Origin of the sequence: Blastococcus sp. CT_GayMR19 (assembly GCF_004570385.1) — a bacterium.
Lineage (GTDB): Bacteria > Actinomycetota > Actinomycetes > Mycobacteriales > Geodermatophilaceae > Blastococcus_B.
Genome location: NZ_SPQL01000006.1, coordinates 215,408 through 234,727 on the forward strand (window position 1 = coordinate 215,408; position 19,320 = coordinate 234,727).

Genomic DNA, 19,320 nt, shown 5'->3' on the forward strand with positions numbered 1-19,320 from the left:
GCAGGGCGACGCCGGGGAAACGCTGCGTTGCGACCGTCCTCGCATGGCCGCCCCCACACATCTCCCGCAGCTGGAACAGGACACCGTCGTCGCCCCGCCGCCGAGCCCACCGGCCGGCCGCGGGACGTGGATCGACGACTGGCGCCCCGAGGACCCGCAGTTCTGGGAGTCCACGGGCAAGAAGGTCGCCCGCCGCAACCTGTTCTTCTCGATCTTCTCCGAGCACATCGGGTTCTCCATCTGGAGCCTGTGGTCGGTGATCGTGCTGTTCCTGCCCGAGCCGGTGTTCGGCATCGACCCGGCCGGCAAGTTCCTGCTCACCGCCCTGCCGACGGCGCTCGGCGCGTTCGTCCGGCTGCCCTACACCTTCGCCGTCGCCAAGTTCGGCGGGCGCAACTGGACGATCGTCAGCGCCGCCCTGCTCCTGATCCCGACCATCGCCACGGCGATCGTGCTGCAGCCCGGGGTCTCGTTCACCACGCTGCTGGTCGTCTCGTGTCTCGCGGGCGTCGGCGGCGGCAACTTCGCCAGCTCGATGGCCAACATCAACACCTTCTACCCGGACCGGCTCAAGGGCTGGGCGCTCGGGCTGAACGCGGGCGGTGGCAACCTCGGCGTGCCCGTCGTCCAGCTGGTCGGCCTGCTCGTGCTGGCCACCGCCGGGGTCACCCAGCCGCGGCTGGTCCTCTTCCTCTACATCCCGCTCATCGTCGCCGCCGCCGTCGGCGCGGCGCTGCTGATGGACAACCTCACCACCGCACGCAACCAGCCGCGGGCCATGCGGGAGGCAACCCGCGAGCCGCACACCTGGATCATGTCGTTCCTCTACATCGGGACGTTCGGCTCGTTCATCGGCTTCGGGTTCGCCTTCGGCCAGGTGCTCGTCAACCAGTTCACCGAGTCGTTCGCCACCCCGCTGGCCGCCGCGTCGCTGACGTGGCTGGGCCCGCTGCTCGGCTCGCTGATCCGCCCGATCGGCGGCTCGCTGGCCGACCGCTTCGGCGGCGCGCTCATCACCTGCTGGAACTTCGTGGCCATGGCGCTGGGCGCCGGCGTCGTCTGGACGGCGAGCCAGCTCGAGTCGCTGCCGCTGTTCGTCGTCGGCTTCGTGCTGCTCTTCGTCTTCAGTGGCATCGGCAACGGCTCGACCTACAAGATGATCCCGGCGATCTTCCGGTCGCAGGCGCTGACCGCGGTGGCCGAGGGCGGGGACGCCGACGCCGCCGACCGGCGGGCGCTGCGCATGTCCGGCGCGCTGATCGGCATCGCGGGTGCGGTCGGTGCCTTCGGCGGTGTGCTGGTGAACCTCGCGTTCCGGCAGTCGTTCATGACGACCGGCACCGGTGACTCCGCCTACCTGGTGTTCATCGCGTTCTACGTCGTGTGCGTCGCCGTCACCTGGGTCGTCTACCTCCGCCCGCGGACGGCGCTCGGCCGCGTCTGAGCAACGGTTGGATCAGTCCGGTGGCCCCTATCACGGCGTCGATGGGGGCCACCGTGCAGATCTCGCCGGGCCGGACCGCAGGGCGTCATTTCTGTCCGACCGCGCTGCCACGATGCCCGCATGACGATCGAGGTGCGTCCCGCGACCAGCTTCGGCGACGTCGCGACGATGGTCGGTCCCAAGCGCCCCGACGCGAACGTGTGCTGGTGCCTGAGCTACCGCATCCCGTCGAAGGAGAACCTGGCGCTCACCGGCCCCGCACGGGGCGAGCGCGTGCAGCAGCTGGTGCGGGAGGACCCACCGCCGGGAGTGCTCGCCTACGACGGCGACGAGGTAGTGGGGTGGGCCGCGATCCACCCACGCGCGGACACGACCTTCGCCCGCAACCGGAAGATCCCGCACCTCGACGACCTCGGGGTGTGGTCCCTGTGGTGCGTCCGGGTGCGTCCCGGACATCGGGGCACGGGGATCGCCCACCACCTGATCGACGGAGCCGTGCAGTTCGCCCGCACCCGCGGCGCACCGGTGATCGAGGCCTACCCGGTCGACAACGACGGCCGGAAGGTCGACCTCACGATGGCCTACGTCGGCACGCGGACGATGTTCGAGCGGGCCGGGTTCCGCAAGGCGGCCGACACGGAGTCGGTCGTCAACGGCTTCCCGCGCGTGCTCATGCGGCTCGACCTGCGCTCATCGCCGCTCAGATCTTGAGGCGGTACCCGCGCTTGACCACCGTCTCGACCACCGGTGCACCGAGCGCGGAGCGCAGCCGGGTCACGGCCATCTCGACGGCGTGGCCGTCGCCGCCACCCGGCAGCGAGCCGATCAGCTCCGGGCGGGACACCACGGTGCCCGGCCGGCAGGCCAGCGTCCGCAGCACCGCCATGGGGCCCGGCGCGAGCTCGATCACCTGGCCGTCCAGGAGGACCGCGTGGCCCCGCACCTGCAGCGAGTGGGCACCGACCTGCAGCACCGGGTCCCGCTCCGGCAGCCGGGCGACGACCTCCCGAGCGAGGGCGCCCAGTCGCGCCCGCTCGGGCTGGTGCGTCGGGATCCCGGCGGCCTCCAGCGGCCCGGCGGTCACGTTGCCGACGGCGATGGCGAGCACCCGGTCCTTCATCGCGGCGACGAGCGCCTCGCGCTGGCCGAGCTCGTCGGCCACGGTCAGCAGGCTCGCCGCGGCCGGTGCGCTGGTGAACGTGACGGCGTCGACGGTGCCGGCGACGATCGAGGCGACCAGGCGCCGGACCGGGACGACGTCCTCCGGCAGGACCCAGCGGTAGACCGGCACCGTCACGACCTCGGCACCGGCCTGTCGCAGCGCGGCCACCAGGTCGGGCAGGGGGTCACCGTGCAGCTGGACGGCGATCCGCCGTCCCTCGAGGGGCCCCTCCGCCCCGGAGAGCAGATGGGCCAGCACCTCCGCCGAGGACTCGGACTCCGGCGACCAGGCGTCCACCAGCCCGCCGCCGCGGATCGCCCCGCGCGCCTTGGGGCCGCGGGCCATCACCCGGGCCGGGCGCAGGTGCTCCACCAGGGGGAGGTCCCAGGCGTCGGCGGCCTCGAGCCACCCGCGGAAACCGACGCCGGTCGTCGCGATCACCAGGTCCACCGGCCGGGCCATCACCTCGTGGGTGGCCGCGACGAGTTCCGCGTCGTCGGAGAGCGGCACGATCCGGATCGCCGGCGCGTAGACGACGCGGGCGCCCCGGCGGTCCAGCAGCGCGCCCAGCTCCTCCTTGCGACGGGCCGCCGTCACGGCGACCGTGTAGCCCGCGAGCGGCTGGAGCGGAGCCTCCGGATCGGTCTCGGTCACGACCCCATGGTGAGGCGTGCGTGTTCCGGGCGTGTGTCCTGCAGATGAGACGCTTCGCACGCCTGGATCAGTCGAGGAGGACCAGCGCGCCGGCGGGCGCGGCGGCGGCGCCGTCCACCCGGACGTCGGCCCGGGCGCGCGTGCCCTCCGCGGCGAAGTGGGCGGCCTCCGTCTCCTGCCACCGGCGCCAGTGCGCGGCCAGGTCCTCGCCGTCGCGGGCCAGCCCGCGGGACAGCCGCAGCGGGGCGGGCGCCTCCACCCACACGCGCAACGTCGTCCACGCGTCCAGAGACCGCGGGCTGCTGCCGCAGCCCTCGACGACCAGCACGCGTGGGACCGGGACGACGGTCGGCTCGGCGGCGAAGCGGCCGGCCGCCCAGTCGTAGCGGTGGTACGCGCCGCAGCGGCCCTCGGAGAGCGGCCGGAGGACACCGGCGGACAGCCGTGAGGTCGCGCCCGTGAGGGTCCAGCCGGCGTAGAGGTCCTCGAGGTGCACCAGTTCCGAGTCCGCTCCGAGTGCGTCGGCGAGCCGGCCGGCGAACGTCGTCTTGCCCGACCCGGCGGGGCCGTCGACGCTCACCAGCCGGACGCCGCCCAGCCGGGCGGGGGCGGCGAGCACCAGCGCCGCGAGGTCGGCGACGGTGCCGATCAACGGGCGGCGAGGGTCCACGTCGGCACCGGTCCGCCGTCACTGACGACGAGGCCCCGGCTCGCGAGCAGCCGCAGGTGGGCGTCGGTCTCGGTCACGGCGAAGATCCGCATCCGCCGCGCGTAGGAGTCCCACGGGCGGGACCAGGTGAGGTGCGCGGCGAGGTCCCAGGGGGTCGACCCCGGATGGGCGCGGATCGCGGTCAGCAGCTCGGTCAGCCGGTGCTCGTGGTGAGCGGTCAGCGCGTCGGCGCGGTCGGCCAGCCCGGTGAAGCGCCACTCGTGGGCCGGCAGCACCTCGGCCGGATCGAGGTCGCGGACGGCGGCCAGGGAGTCGAGGTAGTTCCGCAGCGGGTCGGCCGCACCCGAGACGCCTGTGGAGATGTTCGGGCTGATCCGCGGCAGGACGTGATCGCCGGAGAAGAAGAGCCGCCCGTCCTCCTCGGCGAAGCACAGGTGGCCGGGCGTGTGACCGGGTGTGTGCACGGCGCGCAGCCGCCAGCCGGGGAAGTCGGCCAGGTCGCCGTCCTCGAGCAGCCGGTCCGGAACGGCCATGCTCGTGAACCGCTCCATGTTCTCCGCCGGCCCCACATCGCTGACCGCGTCGGCCCGGTCCGCCCCCAGACCGACGAGGAACTCGATCTCCGCGGCGATCGCGGCAGCGCCACCGCCGCGGTTGAGGCCGGCGACCAGCGTGGCGTCGGCCGGGTGCATCGCCACCCAGGCGCCGCTCGCCTCGCGTACCCGGTTGGCCAGGCCGAGATGGTCGAAGTGCAGGTGGGTGACGAGGACGCCGCGGACGTCGGCGACCGCGCCGCCGACCGAGGCGAGTCCGCCCGTCAGCGCCGCCCACGCCTCGTCGCTCTCCCAGCCGGTGTCGAGCAGGCCGAGCCCACCGCCGTCGAGGGCGAAGGCATGGACGCTGACGTAGCGCAGCGGGTTGTGCGGGATCGGCACGGGGATCGACCACAGGCCGTCGCGGAGCTGCTCGACAGGGGGCAGGGATCGGGACTGCCAGGCCTCGTGCTGCGCCGTGCCGGTGACCTCCACGTCCCCGCACTCTGCCAGCCGTGGCCCGCCGGCCCGTCCGGGCCTGGGACGATGGGCGCGTGACCGGTCCCGCTGCGCCGTCGTCCCTGTCGGTCGTGCCCCGTCGCATGCGGCTGCTCTGCGCGGTGGCCGCGGCGGTCGTCGTCGTGGTGGCGATCGTCGTCGCGGTCTCGCTGAAGTCGTCCTCGACCGGCGTGGTCGCCTTCCGGACGGTCGACCAGATCGCGATCTTCGGGCTCGGGGTCGCCCTCGGGGCGGCGATCCTGGCGCTCGGGCGGTCCCGGGTGGACGCCGATGCCGACGGGGTGCGGATCCGCAACATCCTGGTGCACCACGAGCTGCCGTGGACGGCGGTGCGGGCGGTGTCGTTCGCGCGGACGTCGTCCTGGGCGACGCTGCAGCTGGAGAACGACGACGAGGTCGCCGTCCTCGCGGTGCAGGCCGCCGACAAGGAGCGCGCCGTCCGCGCGGTCGAGGCGCTGCGCGCCCTGCATGCGGCCAAGCGCGCCCAGGATTCGGTGCCGCCGCCCCTGCTGTACCCGGAATGAGCCGCCCCTGCTGTACCCGGAATGATACGCGCGGCGGCAGCGCTGTAGCATTCGCGTGTCCCGGTGTTCCATCGGGACACGCGTACCGAACAGCGGCTCCCCGGAGCCGCTGACCAAGAGGAGTCCGCTCCCACCTGACGCCCTACCAGGCGTCCAGGTCCCCGGAACGCGAGAGCCGGCCCGTCGGGTCGGTGCTCGCGTCGCGCACGCACCCCTCCGGGGGCGCGTACGACACCGGAGAGTGGGCCCCGTGAGCTTCGTGCTCCCGGGGCCTTCGTCGTCCCGGCGTCCGGTGGCCCAGCGGCTCCTCCCAGGCAAGAGCAGAGGAGAGGCCATCACCGAGCCCCGCATCAACGACCGCATCCGTGTGCCCGAGGTCCGCCTGGTCGGTCCCGAGGGTGAGCAGGTCGGCGTCGTGTCGATCGGCGAAGCACTGCGTCTGGCCCAGGACTCGGAGCTCGACCTCGTCGAGGTCGCGCCCATGGCCCGGCCGCCGGTCTGCAAGCTCATGGACTACGGGAAGTTCAAGTACGAGTCCGCCCAGAAGGCCCGCGAGGCCCGGCGGAACCAGGCGCTCACCGTCATCAAGGAGATGCGGCTGCGCCTCAAGATCGACCCGCACGACTACGAGACCAAGAAGGGCCACGTCGAGCGCTTCCTGCGAGGCGGCGACAAGGTCAAGATCACCGTCATGTTCCGTGGCCGCGAGCAGTCCCGCCCGGAGATGGGCTACCGGCTGCTGCAGCGGCTGGCCGCCGACGTCGCCGAGCTGGGCGTCGTCGAGTCCAACCCGAAGCAGGACGGCCGCAACATGGTCATGGTGATCGCACCGCACCGGAACCAGGCCGCCACCGACGCCGCCCGCCGCAGCGCCAAGGCGGAGAAGGCCACGGCGTCCGAGGCGCAGCAGGCCCCGACCGCCTGACCGGTCGCACACCGCACCACCGCACCACCGAGACGGCCGGTGCGCATGGAGCCGCCCCTGGCTGCCGCATGCGCACCGACACATACGACAGGACGAGGGACATGCCGAAGCAGAAGACCCACAAGGGCACCGCCAAGCGCGTGCGCGTGACGGGCACCGGAAAGCTCGTGCGCGAGCACACGAACAACCAGCACAAGTTCGAGGTGAAGTCGTCCTCGCGCAAGCGCCGGGTGAGCGGTGTCGGCGTCCTCTCGCCGGCCGACGCTCCGCGCATGAAGAAGCTGCTCGGTCTCTGACCGCACTCCCTTAACGGCTAGAAGACAGGAGCACTCACGTGGCACGCGTGAAGCGGGCGGTCAACGCCCAGAAGAAGCGCCGGACGACTCTCGAGGCAGCCAGTGGCTACCGGGGTCAGCGTTCGCGTCTGTACCGCAAGGCCAAGGAGCAGCTGCTCCACTCGGCGACGTACGCCTACCGCGACCGCAAGGCGCGCAAGGGCGACTTCCGGAAGCTCTGGATCACCCGGATCAACGCCGCGGCCCGCCTGAACGACATGACCTACAACCGGTTCATGCAGGGGCTCAAGCTCGCCGGCATCGAGCTGGACCGCCGCGTCCTGGCCGAGCTGGCCGTGAACGAGCCGGCCGCGTTCGCCGCCCTGGTCGAGACCTCGCGCGCCGCCGTCGCGGCCGCGCCGTCGACCGTGGCGACCGACGCCGCCTGACCAGGTCGCACGCACGTTCCGACGCCGTCGGTGACCGGTCCCTCGGGGCCGGCACCGGCGGCGTCGGCGTCTGTTCCGAGGAGATGGGATGACCGAGGTGCTGACCGAGCGGTCGGCGCGGATCGTCGCCGCCCGCAAGCTGACCCGGCGGCCGGGGCGGGACGACGCCGGCTTCTTCCTCGCCGAGGGGCGTCAGGCCGTCGCCGAGGCGTTGGCCGACCCTGCGGGCGTGCGCGAGGTGTTCGCCACCGAGGCGGCCGCGGCCGCGCACCAGGACCTGCTGGCCGCTACCCCTGCCCCGGTGCGCCTGGTCACCGAGAAGGCCGCGGCCTCGCTGTCGGAGACCGTCACGCCCCAGGGCCTGGTGGCCGTCTGCGCCCTGCGCGACGTGCCCGCCGCCCATCTGGTCGCGGCCCCACCCAGGCTGTCGGTCGCGCTCGCCGAGCTCGCCGACCCCGGCAACGCCGGCACGGTGCTGCGGACGGCGGACGCGTGCGGTGCGGGCGCGGTCGTGTTCGGCGCCGGATCCGCCGACCCGTTCGGTGGCAAGGCGGTGCGGTCGAGCGCCGGCAGCCTGTTCCACGTCGATGTCGTCCGTGGCGCCGACCTGGCGTCGGTGCTCCCTCAGCTCCGGGACGCCGGGGTGACGGTGCTGGCCGCCGACGGCGGGGGAGAGGTGGCCCTCGACGAGATCGCCGCCTCCGGACGCCTGGCCGGCCCGGTGCTGTGGCTGTTCGGGAACGAGGCCCGCGGCGTTCCCGAGGGGCTGGCCGCGCTGGCCGACGCGCGGGTCCGCATCCCGATGCGGGGACGGGCGGAGAGCCTGAACCTCGCCGCCGCGGCCGCGATCTGCCTCTACACCACCCAGCTCGCCCAGGCCTGACCCGCTTTCGGTACCGAAAGCGGGGGCGTGGGGCGTCGCTTTCGGTACCGAAAGCGTGCGGGCAGAGGTCAGATCAGGCCGGAGCGGCGCCAGAGGCGTTCCGACGGCCCGCCGATGAGCCCGACCTCGCGCAGGAACGACACCAGACCGGCCGAGGCATCCCGCAGCTTCGACCGGTAGTGCTCGTTCGCCCGGGCTGCCGCCCGCGCCTCCCGCGGGTCGAGCCCGACCGACGCGTAGACCGCCGGCTGGACGAGGTTCTCGGCGACGATCACAGCGACAGCGGCGACGGCGGTGCGGTGCTTGCGCGGCTGCCAGCGCGACAGCTCAGGCGTCCGGCGCGCGATCTCCTCGCGGGCGAAGCGCATGTGCCGGGCCTCCTCCACGACGTGGATCCGGCTGATGGCGCGGGTGAGCGGCTGCACCCGCTCGTCCTTCATCAGGTCCCGCTGGAAGATGTCGAGGATCTCCTCGGTGACGAGGATCGCCGCGTAGGCGGCCGGGCCGGCCCCCTTCGCGGCGAACGCCCTGCCGAGCCGCTGGACCGACGACGGCGGCTGGTAGGACGGCGCGCCGAACGTCTCCGCCGTGCGGGCGAACATGACCGAGTGCCGGCACTCGTCGGCGATCTCGGTCAGGGCCCACTGGACGTGGGGGAGCGCGGGGTCGTCCCCGGCGATGTCGCGCAGGATCAGCTGCATGAGCAGGCACTCGAGCCAGATCCCGACGCCGGAGATCGAGCAGTACTCGTGGATGGTGAGGACGACGCGCTGTTCGTGGTCGAGCGAATCCCACAACGGCGTGCCGTAGAGGGTGGACCATTCCGGTGACAGGCCGTACAGCTGGGTAGGGAGAGGGGCGGCCCAGTCGATGTCGATGACCGGGTCGTAGGACTTCTTGGCCGCCGATCCGAGCAGGCGGCTGGAGAGCTCCTGCCGGTCGACCGGTCTCCTGGCCGGGCGGTCGGTGGCGGTGGGCGGCAGCGTGGCGGTCATCTGCGGGCTCCCCAGGACGGCGATGCGTGGCTGCGAGGAAAGGTAGCTGTTACCGTGGAACACATGCAACAGGTGGCCGTGCCGCCCGGTGGGACGACCGGCCCGGCGACGCCGGACCCGCATCCCGACGGCCGCCGTTCCCGGTGGACCGAGCACCGGCGGGCCCGGAAGGAAGAGCTCGTCGGTGCCGCGGTGGAGGCCGTCCGGCTGGCCGGACCGGACTTCTCCGTCGACGACGTCGCCCGCAGCGCCGGCGTCTCCAAGACGGTCATCTACCGCTACTTCAGCGACAAGGACGAGCTGATCAACGACGTCCTCGAGCGGATCTCCACGGCGATCCTGCTCCCGCGTCTGCTCGGCGAACTGACGGTGGACCGCGCCGACGACCGGGAGCGGCTGCACGCCGTGATCGCCGCGTTCGTCCGGCTGATCGAGGACGAACCGGCGCTCTACCGGTTCGCCTACGCCCAGGCAGGGCGCTCGGGCCGGGCGGACCTGGTGGCGGCCACCGAGCACGAGATCGCCGAGGCGCTGGGGCGGATGCTGGGCGAGCGGCTGACCTCCGCGGGCCGGCCGGCCGGACCGGCGATGACGTGGGCGTACGGCGTGGTCGGGATGGTCCAGCTCGCGGCCCACTGGTGGTCCGGCACCCGCCAGGTGAGTCCCGCCGAACTCGTCGACCAGCTCACGGGGCTGGCGTACGGCGGGCTCGGCGCGCTGCTGCCGCCGCCCTGAGGAGGACTCGTGAGCGAGCACGAACAGCCGGACGGATACGAGGGCGTCGTGACCGTCGTCGTCGAGGGCGAGGAGCCCCGTACGGCGCACGCCGCACTGGCCGCCCGGTTCGACCCGCTGGCCGGGCACGTGGTCTGGAAGGGACGCGTCTCCGCCGGGCTGCCCGCGCGGACGCCGCTGGTTCTCCGGACCCTCCACGGCAGCGGCTCGGCCGAGGCCGTCGAGCGGGACCCCTGGGGCAACACCCGCGTCCGGGGCGTGGGCCGTCCACCGTTCCCGGTCGAGCTGCTGGACGCCGCATCCGGGACAGGGCCGGCACGCTGAGGAGAGTCAGCGCCGCCCAGACCCCTGGCCCGCCGCGGGGGCGTCGGCGGTCTTGTGCGCGTACATGCTGAGGTCGGCGTTGTGCAGGAGCGTCGTGAACTCCTCGCCGTCCCGGGGGTACACGGCGATGCCGACGCTCGCGCCCACCGACATCTCCTGGCCGCGGAGGACCACGGGCAGCCGGACGGCGGCGGACAGGTCGTCGGCGACGCGCCGTGCCTCCTCCGCCGCGCTCTCCGGGTCGAGGCCGAGGAGCGCGACCAGGAACTCGTCCCCGCCGAGCCGCGCCAGCAGGTCACCGCGGCGGAGCCGGCCGCGCAGGGTCCGCGCGACGGTCTGCAGCAGTTCGTCGCCTACGGCGTGACCGAACCGGTCGTTGACCGCCTTGAAGCCGTTGAGGTCCACGAACATCAGGGCCAGGGTGTCGCGCCCGGTGCGCGCGTCCCAGATCGCCGTCTCGACCTGCTCCTCGAGCCTCCGGCGGTTCGGCAGCCCGGTCAGCGGGTCGGTGTAGGCCAGCTCCTCGATGCGCGCCAGGCAGATCGCGTTGCGGTCCCGCTCCTGGAGCAGCGCGCGTTCGGCCTCGACGCGCGCCGTGACGTCGTGCTGCACGCCGATGTACTGGACGACGGTCCCCTCGGCATCGAGGACCGGGGCGAGGTGGATCTCGTTCCACCAGGGCGTCCGCTCCGGCCCGCGATGGTTGAGGACCGTCTCCCGGCACTCCTCACCCCGGTCGATGGCGCTGCGGATCCTGGCGATCGCCGCGGGGTCGGTGTCCGGCCCCTGCAGGAAACGGCAGTTGCGGCCGAGCACGTCGTCGCGGGACAGCCCGGCGAGCTGCTCGAAGGCATCGTTGACGAAGACCAGCGGCTGGTCGGGCTGCCGCAGGTCCGAGATGGTCACGCCGCTCGTCGTGGCGGCGAGGGCACGGTGCAGGAGACCGTCCGCGTCGGGGGCGACGACCGGGCGGTGCGGGCGCGCGACGACGACGGGATGCGTTGGCGGCACAGCGATGACGGCGGTGTGGCGCGGTGCGACGCGGGACAGCAGTGCCGCCGCCGCCCGCACCACGGTGTCGCGGTCGTAGGTCAGTGCGTACTCGAAGGTGCGCTCCAGGTCCGGCCCGCCGTCCCCGAGATCGCGGGCCAGCAGGGCGGCACTGAAGTGGGGGCTGAGGACGACGACGTCCCACTCCCCGCGCACCGGGTCATCCGCCCCGAGAGTCGCCCCGCGCAGACCCGGCAGGGGCTCGACGGCGAGATCCTCACCCAGCGCGCACACGAATGCGGTGCGCTCGACCAGGTCGCGGTAGCGGAGGCCGGTCGAGGGGGTGAAGTGCCGCGCCTCCTGGAAGGTGGCGGCGACCACGCAGGTGTCGCCCAGACGCAGTGCCTCCCGTTCCAGCTGCTTGCTCAGCTCGATCAGCAGCGACTTGGCCGAGCGGCGCAACGGGAAGCCCCCCGGCAGGCAGGCGAACGGTGAGACGTCCGTGGTGCTGCCCGGCGGGCCGCCGGGGAGGACGAGCTCGCCGGCGACCAGGCCGGGGGCGGGGCCGGGGCCGGGTCGGCCGAAGTACCAGCCCTGACCGAGGGTGGCGCCCAGCGCGCGCGCCGTGGCGAGGTGCTCCTCGGTCTCGATCCCCTCAGCGAGAACGACGGCACCGGTGCGCTCGGCGTGTGCGTTGACCGCGTTCATGATCTCCGCGATCGCCGGGCCGGGGCGTTCCTGGACGAGTCGCAGGTCGAGCTTGATCACGTCCGGGGCGAGCAGGGGGAGGAAGGCCAGGGACATCGAGTCGGTCCCGACGTCGTCGACGGCCACCCCCCACCCGAGGGCGCGCACGCGCTCGACGGTGCGCAGCAGTTCAGCAGGGCGGGCGGCGAGGGCCCGCTCGGTGATCTCGAGGACGACGCGCAGCTCCCGGGGAGCGCTCTCGGCGATCGCCAGGAGGTCGTCCAGCGGCGCGCTGTCGAGCACCTCGGGCTCGACGTTGACGAACACCGTCAGCGGCGCCAGCAGGCCGTGCTCCACCGCGCCACGGAATGCGGCCGAGCGACAGGCCTCGTCGAGCTCGGCCAGCCGGCCGGCCGAGCGGGCAGCAGCGAACATCAGGTCGGGGCGTTCCAGCGGACCCCGGGGGCCGCGGGCGAGCGCCTCGTAGGCGACGACCCGACCGGTGTCGAGCTCCACGATGGGCTGGAACACGCTGTGGATCCCCCCGGGCAGCAGTGCGTCGGCCAGTGCGCGTGCGGTGGGGTCCCCGAAATCCTTCACGCGTGCGCTATCGGCGTCCCAGGGCGTCGACAGCAGCTCTCCGCCCCGTCGCCTCCCCCGATGGGGGAGGGGTCAGCCCGGCAGCGTGATCAGGACGACGGCGACGACGGCGGCGCCCAGGCCGGCGATCTGTGCACCGACCAGGCGCTCGCGCAGCAGCACCTGGGCCAGCAGCACCGTGCTGACCGGGTAGAGCGAGGCCAGCACGCCGGTGATCGCCAGCTGGCCGTCCTGCTGGGTCGCCAGCAGGAACAGCGCATTCGCGCTCATGTCGCCCAGCCCGGACAGCGCCACCAGCGGGAACGCCGCCCCGGTGACCCGCAGCGTCTGCCGCCCGGCGAGGGCCACGACCACCACGAGCGCGACCGAGGCCAGCCGGGCCGCGACCAGCGGCGTGAGCCCGGAGGTCTGGGATGTGCCGTCGAGGAGGACGAAGAAGAGCCCGAAGGCCGCCCCGGCGACGAGCGCCGGCGCCAGGCTGACCGGACGCGCCGTGCGCAGCGCCGTCAGCCCGCCCTCGGCCGAGACCAGCACCACCGCGGTGAGCGCCAGGGCGATGCCGACCGCCGCCCACGGGCCGATCCGGTTGCCGGTGAGCAGTCCGACGAGCACGGGGACGGCGGCGGCCGTGACCGCGGTGACCGGGGCGATCACGCTCATCACCCCACCGGCGAGGGCTCGGAAGAAGACCACGAGGCCCACCGCACCGGCGAGCCCGGCCGCGGCACCCCAGGCCAGGTCTGCGGTGCCGACCGGCCCGCCGAGCCACGGGAGGAGCGTGACCAGCGCCAGGAGGCCGACCACCTGCGACATCGCGACCACGCCGAAGACCGACGCCCGCCGGCTGGCCAGGCCGCCGAGGAAGTCGGCGGCGCCGTAGACGACGGCCGAGGCCAGCGCCAGCACGACCGCCACACCCACCTCCGGTTCCGGGCGCGCTCGCACCCGTTCCCGTTCTAGCACCAGCCCGGTCGGCCGCCCCCCGGCGCTGCGATCCCCGAGACCTGCGAACTCGTGGCAGTCAGCGGCTGATGACCACGAGTTCGCAGGTCTCGGCAGGCGGGGGAGCCGCCCACGCCGCACCCGTCGGTAACCCAGGCGCGGGCGGGCGCGGACGGCGGGCAGAATGGCCTCCCGTGTCTGGCGTCAATGATCCCTACGACCCCAAGCAGGTCGCCGCGCTCTCGCCCGAGGCCCTCGACGAGGCGGTGACGGCCGCACAGAAGGCGTTCGCGGCCGCGGGGGACCTCGAGGCGCTGGCCGTCGTCCGTCCTGCCCATCTCGGCGACCGCGCGCCCGTGCTGCTGGCCCGCCGCGAGCTCGGTGCGCTGCCGCCGGCGGCCCGGAGCGACGCCGGGAAGCGGGTGAACGCCGCGCGCGAGGCGGTCGCCGCGGCCTACGCCGAGCGGCTCGCCGAGCTGGAGGCGGAGCGGGATGCGCGGGTGCTGGCCGAGGAGCGGGTCGACGTCACGCTGCCGTGGGACCGCACGCCGCGGGGGGCCCGGCACCCGCTGACCACCCTGACCGACCGGATCGCCGACATCTTCGTGGGGATGGGCTACGAGGTCGCCGACGGCCCGGAGCTCGAGGCGGAGTGGCTGAACTTCGACGCCCTCAACATCGGCCGCGACCACCCGGCCCGCACGATGATGGACACCTTCTTCGTCGCGCCCGAGGACTCCGGTCTGGTGCTGCGCACGCACACGAGCCCGGTGCAGGCCCGGACCATGCTCGAGCGGAAGCCCCCGATCTACGTCGTGGCGCCCGGCCGGGTCTACCGGACCGACGAGCTCGACGCCACGCACACGCCCGTCTTCCACCAGGTGGAGGGCCTCGCGGTCGACCGCGGGCTCACCATGGCGCACCTGCGGGGCACGCTCGACCACCTGTCCCGCATCCTGTTCGGCGCCGATGCCATCACCCGCTGGCGGCCGTCGTACTTCCCGTTCACCGAGCCGTCGGCGGAGTTCGACGTCTGGTTCCCCGAGCACCGCGACGGCCCGCGGTGGGTCGAGTGGGGTGGCTGCGGGATGGTCAACCCGCGGGTGCTCATCGCCTGCGGCATCGACCCGGAGGAGTACACCGGCTTCGCGTTCGGCCTTGGCATCGAGCGCGCCCTGCAGTTCCGCTCCGGCGTCGGCGACATGCGCGACATCGTCGAGGGCGACGTCCGGTTCACACGAGCGTTCGGAGTTGAGCAGTAATGCGGGTCCCCATCGGCTGGCTGGCCGAGTACGTCGACGTGCCGGCGGGGACGTCGGTCGAGGACCTCGACACCGCCTTCGTGCGCCTCGGTCTCGAGGTGGAGGAGATCCACCGGCCCGAGGAGGTCACCGGACCGCTCGTCATCGGCAAGGTCCTGGGGATCGAGGAGCTGACCGGCTTCAAGAAGCCGATCCGCTACACGCAGGTCGACGTGGGAGAGGCAGAGCCACGAGGCATCGTCTGCGGCGCCAGCAACTTCGTCGTCGGCGACACCGTCGTGGTCGCGCTGCCGGGGGCCGTGCTCCCGGGTGGCTTCGAGATCGCCGCGCGGACGACCTACGACCGGGTCTCCGACGGGATGATCTGCTCGGTCCGCGAGCTGGGCATCGGCGACGACCACGCCGGGATCCTCGTGCTGGGACACGACGGCGCCGACGTGCCGCCGCCGGGCACTCCCGCGGGGCAGGTCGCAGGTCTGGACGACGTCGTCATCGAGCTGGCCGTCACGCCCGACCGGGGATACTGCCTGTCCATGCGCGGGATCGCCCGCGAGATGGGCACCGGCCTGGCCGCGCCGTGGCGCGACCCGGGCGCCGTCACCCCGCCGGTCTGGTCGGGGGAGCCGGCCTGGCAGGTGACGGTCGCCGACCCCGACCGCTGCGACCGGTTCTCGATGATCGCGATGGAGGGGCTCGACCCCACCGCGCCCAGCCCGTGGTGGCTCCGTCGCCGGCTCGCGCAGGCGAGCGTGCGCAGCATCTCCCTCGCCGTCGACGTCACCAACTACGTGATGCTCGAGCTCGGCCAGCCGATGCACGCCTTCGACCGGGACGCCGTCACCGGGCCGATCACCGTCCGGCTGGCCCGCGAGGGGGAGAAGCTCACCACCCTGGACGGCGCGCAGCGGAAGCTCACCGCCGACGACCTGCTCATCACCGACGAGACCGGCCCGATCGGGCTGGCCGCGGTCATGGGCGGCGCGAGCACCGAGATCGGCGACGGCACCACCGCCGTGCTGCTCGAGGCCGCGCACTGGGAGCCGACCGGGGTCGCCCGGACCGCCCGCCGGCACCGGCTGCCCAGCGAGGCGGCCAAGCGCTTCGAGCGCGGGGTCGACCCGGAGATGACCGTGGTCGCGCTGGCCCGGGCCGCCGAGCTGCTCGCCGAGTACGGCGGTGCGCGCGTGGTCGGTGCGCTGGTCGACGTCGACACCCGGGTCCCACGTCCGGCCATCGCACTGGACGCGGCGACGCCCGCGCGCGTGGCCGGGGTGCCCTACACGGCGGCCCAGGTGGTCGAGCTGCTCGGCGCCGTCGGCTGCGACGTGGACTCCAGCGGCAACCCGCTCGCCGTCACCCCGCCGTCGTGGCGGCCCGACCTCACCGATCCGGCGGATCTCGTCGAGGAGGTCGTCCGCCTCGCCGGCTACGACGAGATCCCCTCCGTGCTGCCGACGGCGCCGCCGGGACGCGGGCTCACCGACGTGCAGCGGAGGCGCCGCGGGGTCGGCCGGGCCCTGGCCGAGGCCGGTTACGTCGAGTCGCCGTCCTATCCCTTCGTCGGGACGGCGGCCCTCGACGCCCTGGGCCTGACCGACGGCGACCCGCGCCGCGAGGTGGTCCTGGTCCGCAATCCGCTGTCGGAGGAGGAGCCGGCGCTGCGGACGACGCTGCTGCCCGGCCTGCTCGCGACCCTGGCCCGCAACCTGTCCAGGGGCCAGCGCGATCTGGCGCTGTTCGAGCACGGGGCGGTCTTCCCCGGCAGCTCCCGGACGGCGGCCCCGCTGCCCGGCGTCGACCGGCGGCCGGACGACGCGACGCTGGCCGCCCTCCTCGGCGCCGTCCCGGAGCAGCCGTGGCACGTCGCCGTGGCCCTGACCGGTTCCCGCGAGCCCCGCGGCTGGTGGGGCCCCGGGCGCCCGGGCGTCTGGGCCGACGCGGTGCAGGCCGCCCGGCTGGTCGCGGCGGCGTCGGGCGTCGAGCTGACCGTCCGGGCGGGGGCAGAGGCGCCGTGGCACCCCGGCCGCTGCGCCGGGCTCGTCGTCGGCGATCGGGTGATCGGCCACGCCGGTGAGCTGCACCCCCGGGTCTGCGCCGCGCTTGAGTTGCCGGCGCGCACCGCGGCGATGGAGCTCGATCTCGACGCCCTCCCGGCGGCCGGGGTGCCGGTCGGACCGCCCATCTCGAGCTTCCCGCCGGTGCTCCTCGACCTGGCGCTCGTCGTCGGCGACGACGTGCCCGCCGCCGAGGTGGACGCCGCGCTGCGCGAGGGCGCCGGCGAGCTGCTGGAGTCGCTGCGGCTGTTCGACGTCTACACCGGCGCGCCGGTCCCGGCCGGGTCGCGGTCGCTGGGCTACGCCCTGACGCTGCGCGCGCCGGACCGGACGCTCACCGGTGAGGAGGCGGCCACGGTGCGCGAGAGCGCCGTCGCCGCGGCCGGCCGGCGGACGGGAGCGGTCCTGCGTGGCTGACCTCGCCGGCCAGATAGCTCTCATCAGCGGGGCGTCGTCGGGGATCGGCCGGGCGCTCGCCGAGGGGCTCGCCGCCCGCGGGGTGCTCGTCGCGGGTCTGGCCCGCAGCGAGGAGCGGCTGACCACGGCGATGGCGGAGGTGGCCGCGTCCTCCGGTGTCCGCACGCTCGCCGTGGCCGCCGACGTCACCGATCGCGCCGCTGTGGACGCCGCCGTGGCGCGGGTCGCCGACGAGCTCGGCCGCGTCGACCTGCTGGTCAACAACGCGGGGGCCATCGACGCCGCCGAGGTGCCGGTCTGGGAGGCCGATCCCGACCACTGGTGGGACGTCGTCGCCAGCCACGTGCGCGGCGCGCAGCTGCTGGTGCGCGCCGTCGTGCCGGGGATGCTCGCGCGCGGACACGGGCGGATCGTGAACGTCGCCAGCGGGATGGGCACCCGCGCGAACCGCGACTACTCGGCCTACTCGGTCGCCAAGACCGGGCTGATGCGGCTGACCGAGGCACTGGACCTCGCCCTGCAGGGCAGCGGCGTGCACGCGTTCGACGTCGCCCCGGGCGTCGTGGACACCGCGATGACCCGCTCGATGGAGATGTGGCGGGACTTCACCGATTGGACCCCGCCGGAGCGGGTGGTCGAACTGGTCACGGCGATCGCGGCGGGGGAGCTCGACGCGTGGGCCGGCCGCTTCGTCCGCGCCGGCAGGGACGACCTCGCCACCCTCCGCGGGCTGACGCCGGAGGACGCCGCCCGCCGGCTCCGGCTCGTCCCGTACGGCGCCGAGGATCCGCTCGCCTAGTGGACGACGCCTTCGCGACACCGGCAGCCGACCACGGCCTCGAGGACCGGGAAGGTTCCGCGCCCGACGGACTGCCCGAGCGCTACCTCTACTCGCCGGACAGGGTGTTCCGCTACGCCTTCGGCCGGTGGTGGGGAGACGTTGACCTCGCGAAGACGGCGATCTGGGTGCTCCTCAATCCGGCAACGGGCGACACGGATCGCCGGCCCCGACCCACGCTGAACCGTTGCATCGCGCGCTCGCGTGCCCTCGCCGCGAACGGGCTGGTCATCGTGAACCTGTTCGCCTTCCGCCACACAGACCCGAAGCAGCTCCGCGCGGCCGACGACCCGATCGGGCCCGCCAACGACGAGGCGCTCAAGGTGCTCACGGGTGCCGGTCTGGAGACGATCGCGGCGTGGGGCGCGCACGGTCGCCTGAAAGGCCGCTCGCAGGAGGTCGCCCCCCTGCTGTCGCACCCGAGGTGCCTGGGAACGACGAGCCGCGGGGAACCGCGGCATCCCCTCTACGTCGCCGCGGACGCGCCGCTCATCCCCTGGACCCCGGCGAGCCCGATCCCCGTCTGATCCCCGCGAAGGTCAGAAGATCGTGGCGAGCGCGAGGGGCGCGATGTCCACGGCGACCGGGATGTCCGCGTCCAGTTCGACGAGCTCGCCGTCCAGTTGCAGCGGCATGGGCGCGAGCGGCGTGAAGGCGTAGTGCGTGGCGCTCGGTTGCGGGCCGAGACCCCGCGTCGCCGCCCGGATCACCGTCGCCAGCACCCGCAGCTTGCCGGTCTGCCGCTGGGTGATCACCTCGAACCGGCCGTCGTCCGGGGCGCCGGCCTCGCTGAGCTTCGCGTACTTGGCCATCTCGGCGATGTTGGCGAAGACCAGGCTGTCGATCCTTCGCCGGCGGCCGTCCTCCAGCCGGATGGGGAACGGCCGGAAGCGGGAGAACCCGCGCACCACCGACACGATCTCCCGCCACGACCCCTTGCCGCCTTTCTCCAGGTCGACCGCGACGACCGGCGTCAGGCCCACCCCGATGTAGGAGTGGGCGAAGCGGACCATCGCGCCCGGCCCGCTGCCCACCGTGAGCCGGAGCAGGTCCATGCGGCGCACCTCGCCGGCCACGATCGCGTCCGCGAGGTGTCGTTCCCGCGTGACGCGACGGTGGTCGTTGGCGTTGCCCGCGGCGCGCACCGCACAGACGGCGCGGTCGTTGCCGGCGTCCATCACGCCGTTCACCACCTCGTTGTATCCACCGTCGCCGCTGACCGAGACGATCAGCGGACTGCCCGTGCCGGCCGCCTTCCTGGCCAGGTCGCGGGCATGCCCCGCGTGCTGGGTCGGGGAGAGTTCCAGGGGCACGCCCGGCAGCCGCTGCGCCAGTTCGTCGCGGAGCTCCCCGGCGGACTCCGGCGCGTTCCCGGTGCTCTGCGGGTTGAAGATGATGACGATCCGGTCGAACGAGGTCACCAGGGGCCACTGCCCAG

20 protein-coding genes are annotated in these 19,320 nt (G+C 73.8%); 13 read left to right on the forward strand and 7 right to left on the reverse strand.

The features are described 5' to 3' along the window. The first annotated feature begins 43 nt into the window (after positions 1–43). Positions 44–1,444, forward strand: coding sequence for an MFS transporter (locus E4P39_RS11000; RefSeq protein WP_135136549.1), 1,401 nt, complete (start codon positions 44–46; stop codon positions 1,442–1,444). Between the two features lie 120 nt (positions 1,445–1,564). Continuing rightward, a complete protein-coding gene (locus tag E4P39_RS11005; protein ID WP_135136550.1) occupies positions 1,565–2,155 on the forward strand; it encodes a GNAT family N-acetyltransferase in 591 nt (196 codons plus the stop codon). On the opposite strand, the gene E4P39_RS11010 is transcribed toward E4P39_RS11005, so the two are convergent. From E4P39_RS11010 to E4P39_RS11020, 3 genes are all read right to left on the reverse strand, one after another. Next, positions 2,145–3,260, reverse strand: a complete 1,116-nt coding sequence (locus E4P39_RS11010) for a uroporphyrinogen-III synthase (protein WP_135136551.1) — start codon at positions 3,258–3,260, stop codon at positions 2,145–2,147. The genes E4P39_RS11005 and E4P39_RS11010 overlap by 11 nt on opposite strands. A 67-nt stretch (positions 3,261–3,327) precedes the next feature. Beyond that, complete coding sequence (locus tag E4P39_RS11015; protein ID WP_135136552.1) at positions 3,328–3,930, reverse strand: uridine kinase; 603 nt, start codon at positions 3,928–3,930, stop codon at positions 3,328–3,330. Then, entirely contained in the window at positions 3,909–4,958 is a 1,050-nt protein-coding gene (locus E4P39_RS11020; protein ID WP_135136553.1) for an MBL fold metallo-hydrolase, read from the reverse strand. The genes E4P39_RS11015 and E4P39_RS11020 overlap by 22 nt, the downstream gene beginning before the upstream one ends. A 59-nt stretch (positions 4,959–5,017) precedes the next feature. Here E4P39_RS11020 and E4P39_RS11025 point away from each other — a divergent pair, with 59 nt between their 5' ends. The 5 genes from E4P39_RS11025 to E4P39_RS11045 all read left to right on the forward strand — a co-directional run bounded on the left by E4P39_RS11025 (position 5,018) and on the right by E4P39_RS11045 (position 8,038). Further along, positions 5,018–5,506 (forward strand): PH domain-containing protein, encoded by a 489-nt coding sequence (locus tag E4P39_RS11025; protein ID WP_245159766.1) that lies wholly within the window; start codon positions 5,018–5,020, stop codon positions 5,504–5,506. Between the two features lie 250 nt (positions 5,507–5,756). Next, a complete protein-coding gene (gene infC / locus E4P39_RS11030) occupies positions 5,757–6,431 on the forward strand; it encodes a translation initiation factor IF-3 (protein ID WP_245159767.1) in 675 nt (224 codons plus the stop codon). Positions 6,432–6,532: 101 nt separating this feature from the next. Beyond that, the gene (gene rpmI / locus E4P39_RS11035; protein WP_135136554.1) at positions 6,533–6,727 is read left to right on the forward strand and encodes a 50S ribosomal protein L35; all 195 of its coding nucleotides are present in this window, start codon (positions 6,533–6,535) and stop codon (positions 6,725–6,727) included. Between the two features lie 38 nt (positions 6,728–6,765). Then, positions 6,766–7,155 carry a 50S ribosomal protein L20 gene (gene rplT / locus E4P39_RS11040; RefSeq protein ID WP_135136555.1) on the forward strand — a complete coding sequence of 130 codons (390 nt, stop codon included), beginning with the start codon at positions 6,766–6,768 and terminating at the stop codon, positions 7,153–7,155. An 88-nt stretch (positions 7,156–7,243) separates the two neighbouring features. Then, positions 7,244–8,038 (forward strand): RNA methyltransferase, encoded by a 795-nt coding sequence (locus E4P39_RS11045; RefSeq protein WP_135136556.1) that lies wholly within the window; start codon positions 7,244–7,246, stop codon positions 8,036–8,038. 68 nt (positions 8,039–8,106) lie between these two features. Here E4P39_RS11045 and E4P39_RS11050 read toward each other — a convergent pair whose 3' ends face one another. Then, the gene (locus E4P39_RS11050; protein WP_135136557.1) at positions 8,107–9,033 is read right to left on the reverse strand and encodes a diiron oxygenase; all 927 of its coding nucleotides are present in this window, start codon (positions 9,031–9,033) and stop codon (positions 8,107–8,109) included. Between the two features lie 63 nt (positions 9,034–9,096). Between E4P39_RS11050 and E4P39_RS11055 the strand changes: the two genes are divergently transcribed. Both E4P39_RS11055 and E4P39_RS11060 read left to right on the forward strand, forming a co-directional pair. Further along, positions 9,097–9,768 carry a TetR/AcrR family transcriptional regulator gene (locus E4P39_RS11055; RefSeq protein ID WP_135136558.1) on the forward strand — a complete coding sequence of 224 codons (672 nt, stop codon included), beginning with the start codon at positions 9,097–9,099 and terminating at the stop codon, positions 9,766–9,768. A gap of 9 nt (positions 9,769–9,777) precedes the next feature. Further along, positions 9,778–10,092 (forward strand): DUF4873 domain-containing protein, encoded by a 315-nt coding sequence (locus tag E4P39_RS11060; protein WP_135136559.1) that lies wholly within the window; start codon positions 9,778–9,780, stop codon positions 10,090–10,092. A 6-nt stretch (positions 10,093–10,098) separates the two neighbouring features. Here E4P39_RS11060 and E4P39_RS11065 read toward each other — a convergent pair whose 3' ends face one another. Then, on the reverse strand, positions 10,099–12,369 hold the full coding sequence (locus E4P39_RS11065; protein WP_245159768.1) for a diguanylate cyclase: 2,271 nt from the start codon (positions 12,367–12,369) through the stop codon (positions 10,099–10,101). A 72-nt stretch (positions 12,370–12,441) separates the two neighbouring features. Further along, positions 12,442–13,284: a DMT family transporter gene (locus tag E4P39_RS11070; protein WP_135136560.1), complete on the reverse strand. Its 843-nt coding sequence runs from the start codon at positions 13,282–13,284 to the stop codon at positions 12,442–12,444. Positions 13,285–13,505: 221 nt separating this feature from the next. On the opposite strand from E4P39_RS11070, the gene pheS reads away from it, so the two are divergent. The 4 genes from pheS to E4P39_RS11090 are packed head-to-tail and all read left to right on the forward strand — an operon-like array spanning position 13,506 to position 18,409. Continuing rightward, the gene (pheS, locus tag E4P39_RS11075; RefSeq protein WP_135136561.1) at positions 13,506–14,573 is read left to right on the forward strand and encodes a phenylalanine--tRNA ligase subunit alpha; all 1,068 of its coding nucleotides are present in this window, start codon (positions 13,506–13,508) and stop codon (positions 14,571–14,573) included. Continuing rightward, complete coding sequence (gene pheT, locus E4P39_RS11080) at positions 14,573–17,044, forward strand: phenylalanine--tRNA ligase subunit beta (protein ID WP_135136562.1); 2,472 nt, start codon at positions 14,573–14,575, stop codon at positions 17,042–17,044. The genes pheS and pheT overlap by 1 nt, the downstream gene beginning before the upstream one ends. After that, positions 17,037–17,843, forward strand: coding sequence for an SDR family oxidoreductase (locus E4P39_RS11085; RefSeq protein WP_135136563.1), 807 nt, complete (start codon positions 17,037–17,039; stop codon positions 17,841–17,843). The genes pheT and E4P39_RS11085 overlap by 8 nt, the downstream gene beginning before the upstream one ends. Then, positions 17,843–18,409: a DUF1643 domain-containing protein gene (locus E4P39_RS11090; protein WP_167761762.1), complete on the forward strand. Its 567-nt coding sequence runs from the start codon at positions 17,843–17,845 to the stop codon at positions 18,407–18,409. The genes E4P39_RS11085 and E4P39_RS11090 overlap by 1 nt, the downstream gene beginning before the upstream one ends. A 12-nt stretch (positions 18,410–18,421) precedes the next feature. Here E4P39_RS11090 and E4P39_RS11095 read toward each other — a convergent pair whose 3' ends face one another. Beyond that, complete coding sequence (locus E4P39_RS11095; protein WP_135136565.1) at positions 18,422–19,303, reverse strand: diacylglycerol kinase family protein; 882 nt, start codon at positions 19,301–19,303, stop codon at positions 18,422–18,424. Positions 19,304–19,320 lie beyond the last annotated feature (17 nt).

Excerpts from the sequence above, each read along its gene's own strand:
- E4P39_RS11000 (WP_135136549.1), top strand. The coding sequence starts at position 44 with ATGGCCGCCCCCACACATCTCCCGCAGCTGGAACAGGACACCGTCGTC.
- E4P39_RS11005 (WP_135136550.1), top strand. The coding sequence starts at position 1,565 with ATGACGATCGAGGTGCGTCCCGCGACCAGCTTCGGCGACGTCGCGACG.
- rpmI (WP_135136554.1), top strand. The coding sequence starts at position 6,533 with ATGCCGAAGCAGAAGACCCACAAGGGCACCGCCAAGCGCGTGCGCGTG.
- E4P39_RS11045 (WP_135136556.1), top strand. The coding sequence starts at position 7,244 with ATGACCGAGGTGCTGACCGAGCGGTCGGCGCGGATCGTCGCCGCCCGC.
- E4P39_RS11050 (WP_135136557.1), bottom strand. The coding sequence starts at position 9,033 with ATGACCGCCACGCTGCCGCCCACCGCCACCGACCGCCCGGCCAGGAGA.
- E4P39_RS11055 (WP_135136558.1), top strand. The coding sequence starts at position 9,097 with ATGCAACAGGTGGCCGTGCCGCCCGGTGGGACGACCGGCCCGGCGACG.
- pheT (WP_135136562.1), top strand. The coding sequence starts at position 14,573 with ATGCGGGTCCCCATCGGCTGGCTGGCCGAGTACGTCGACGTGCCGGCG.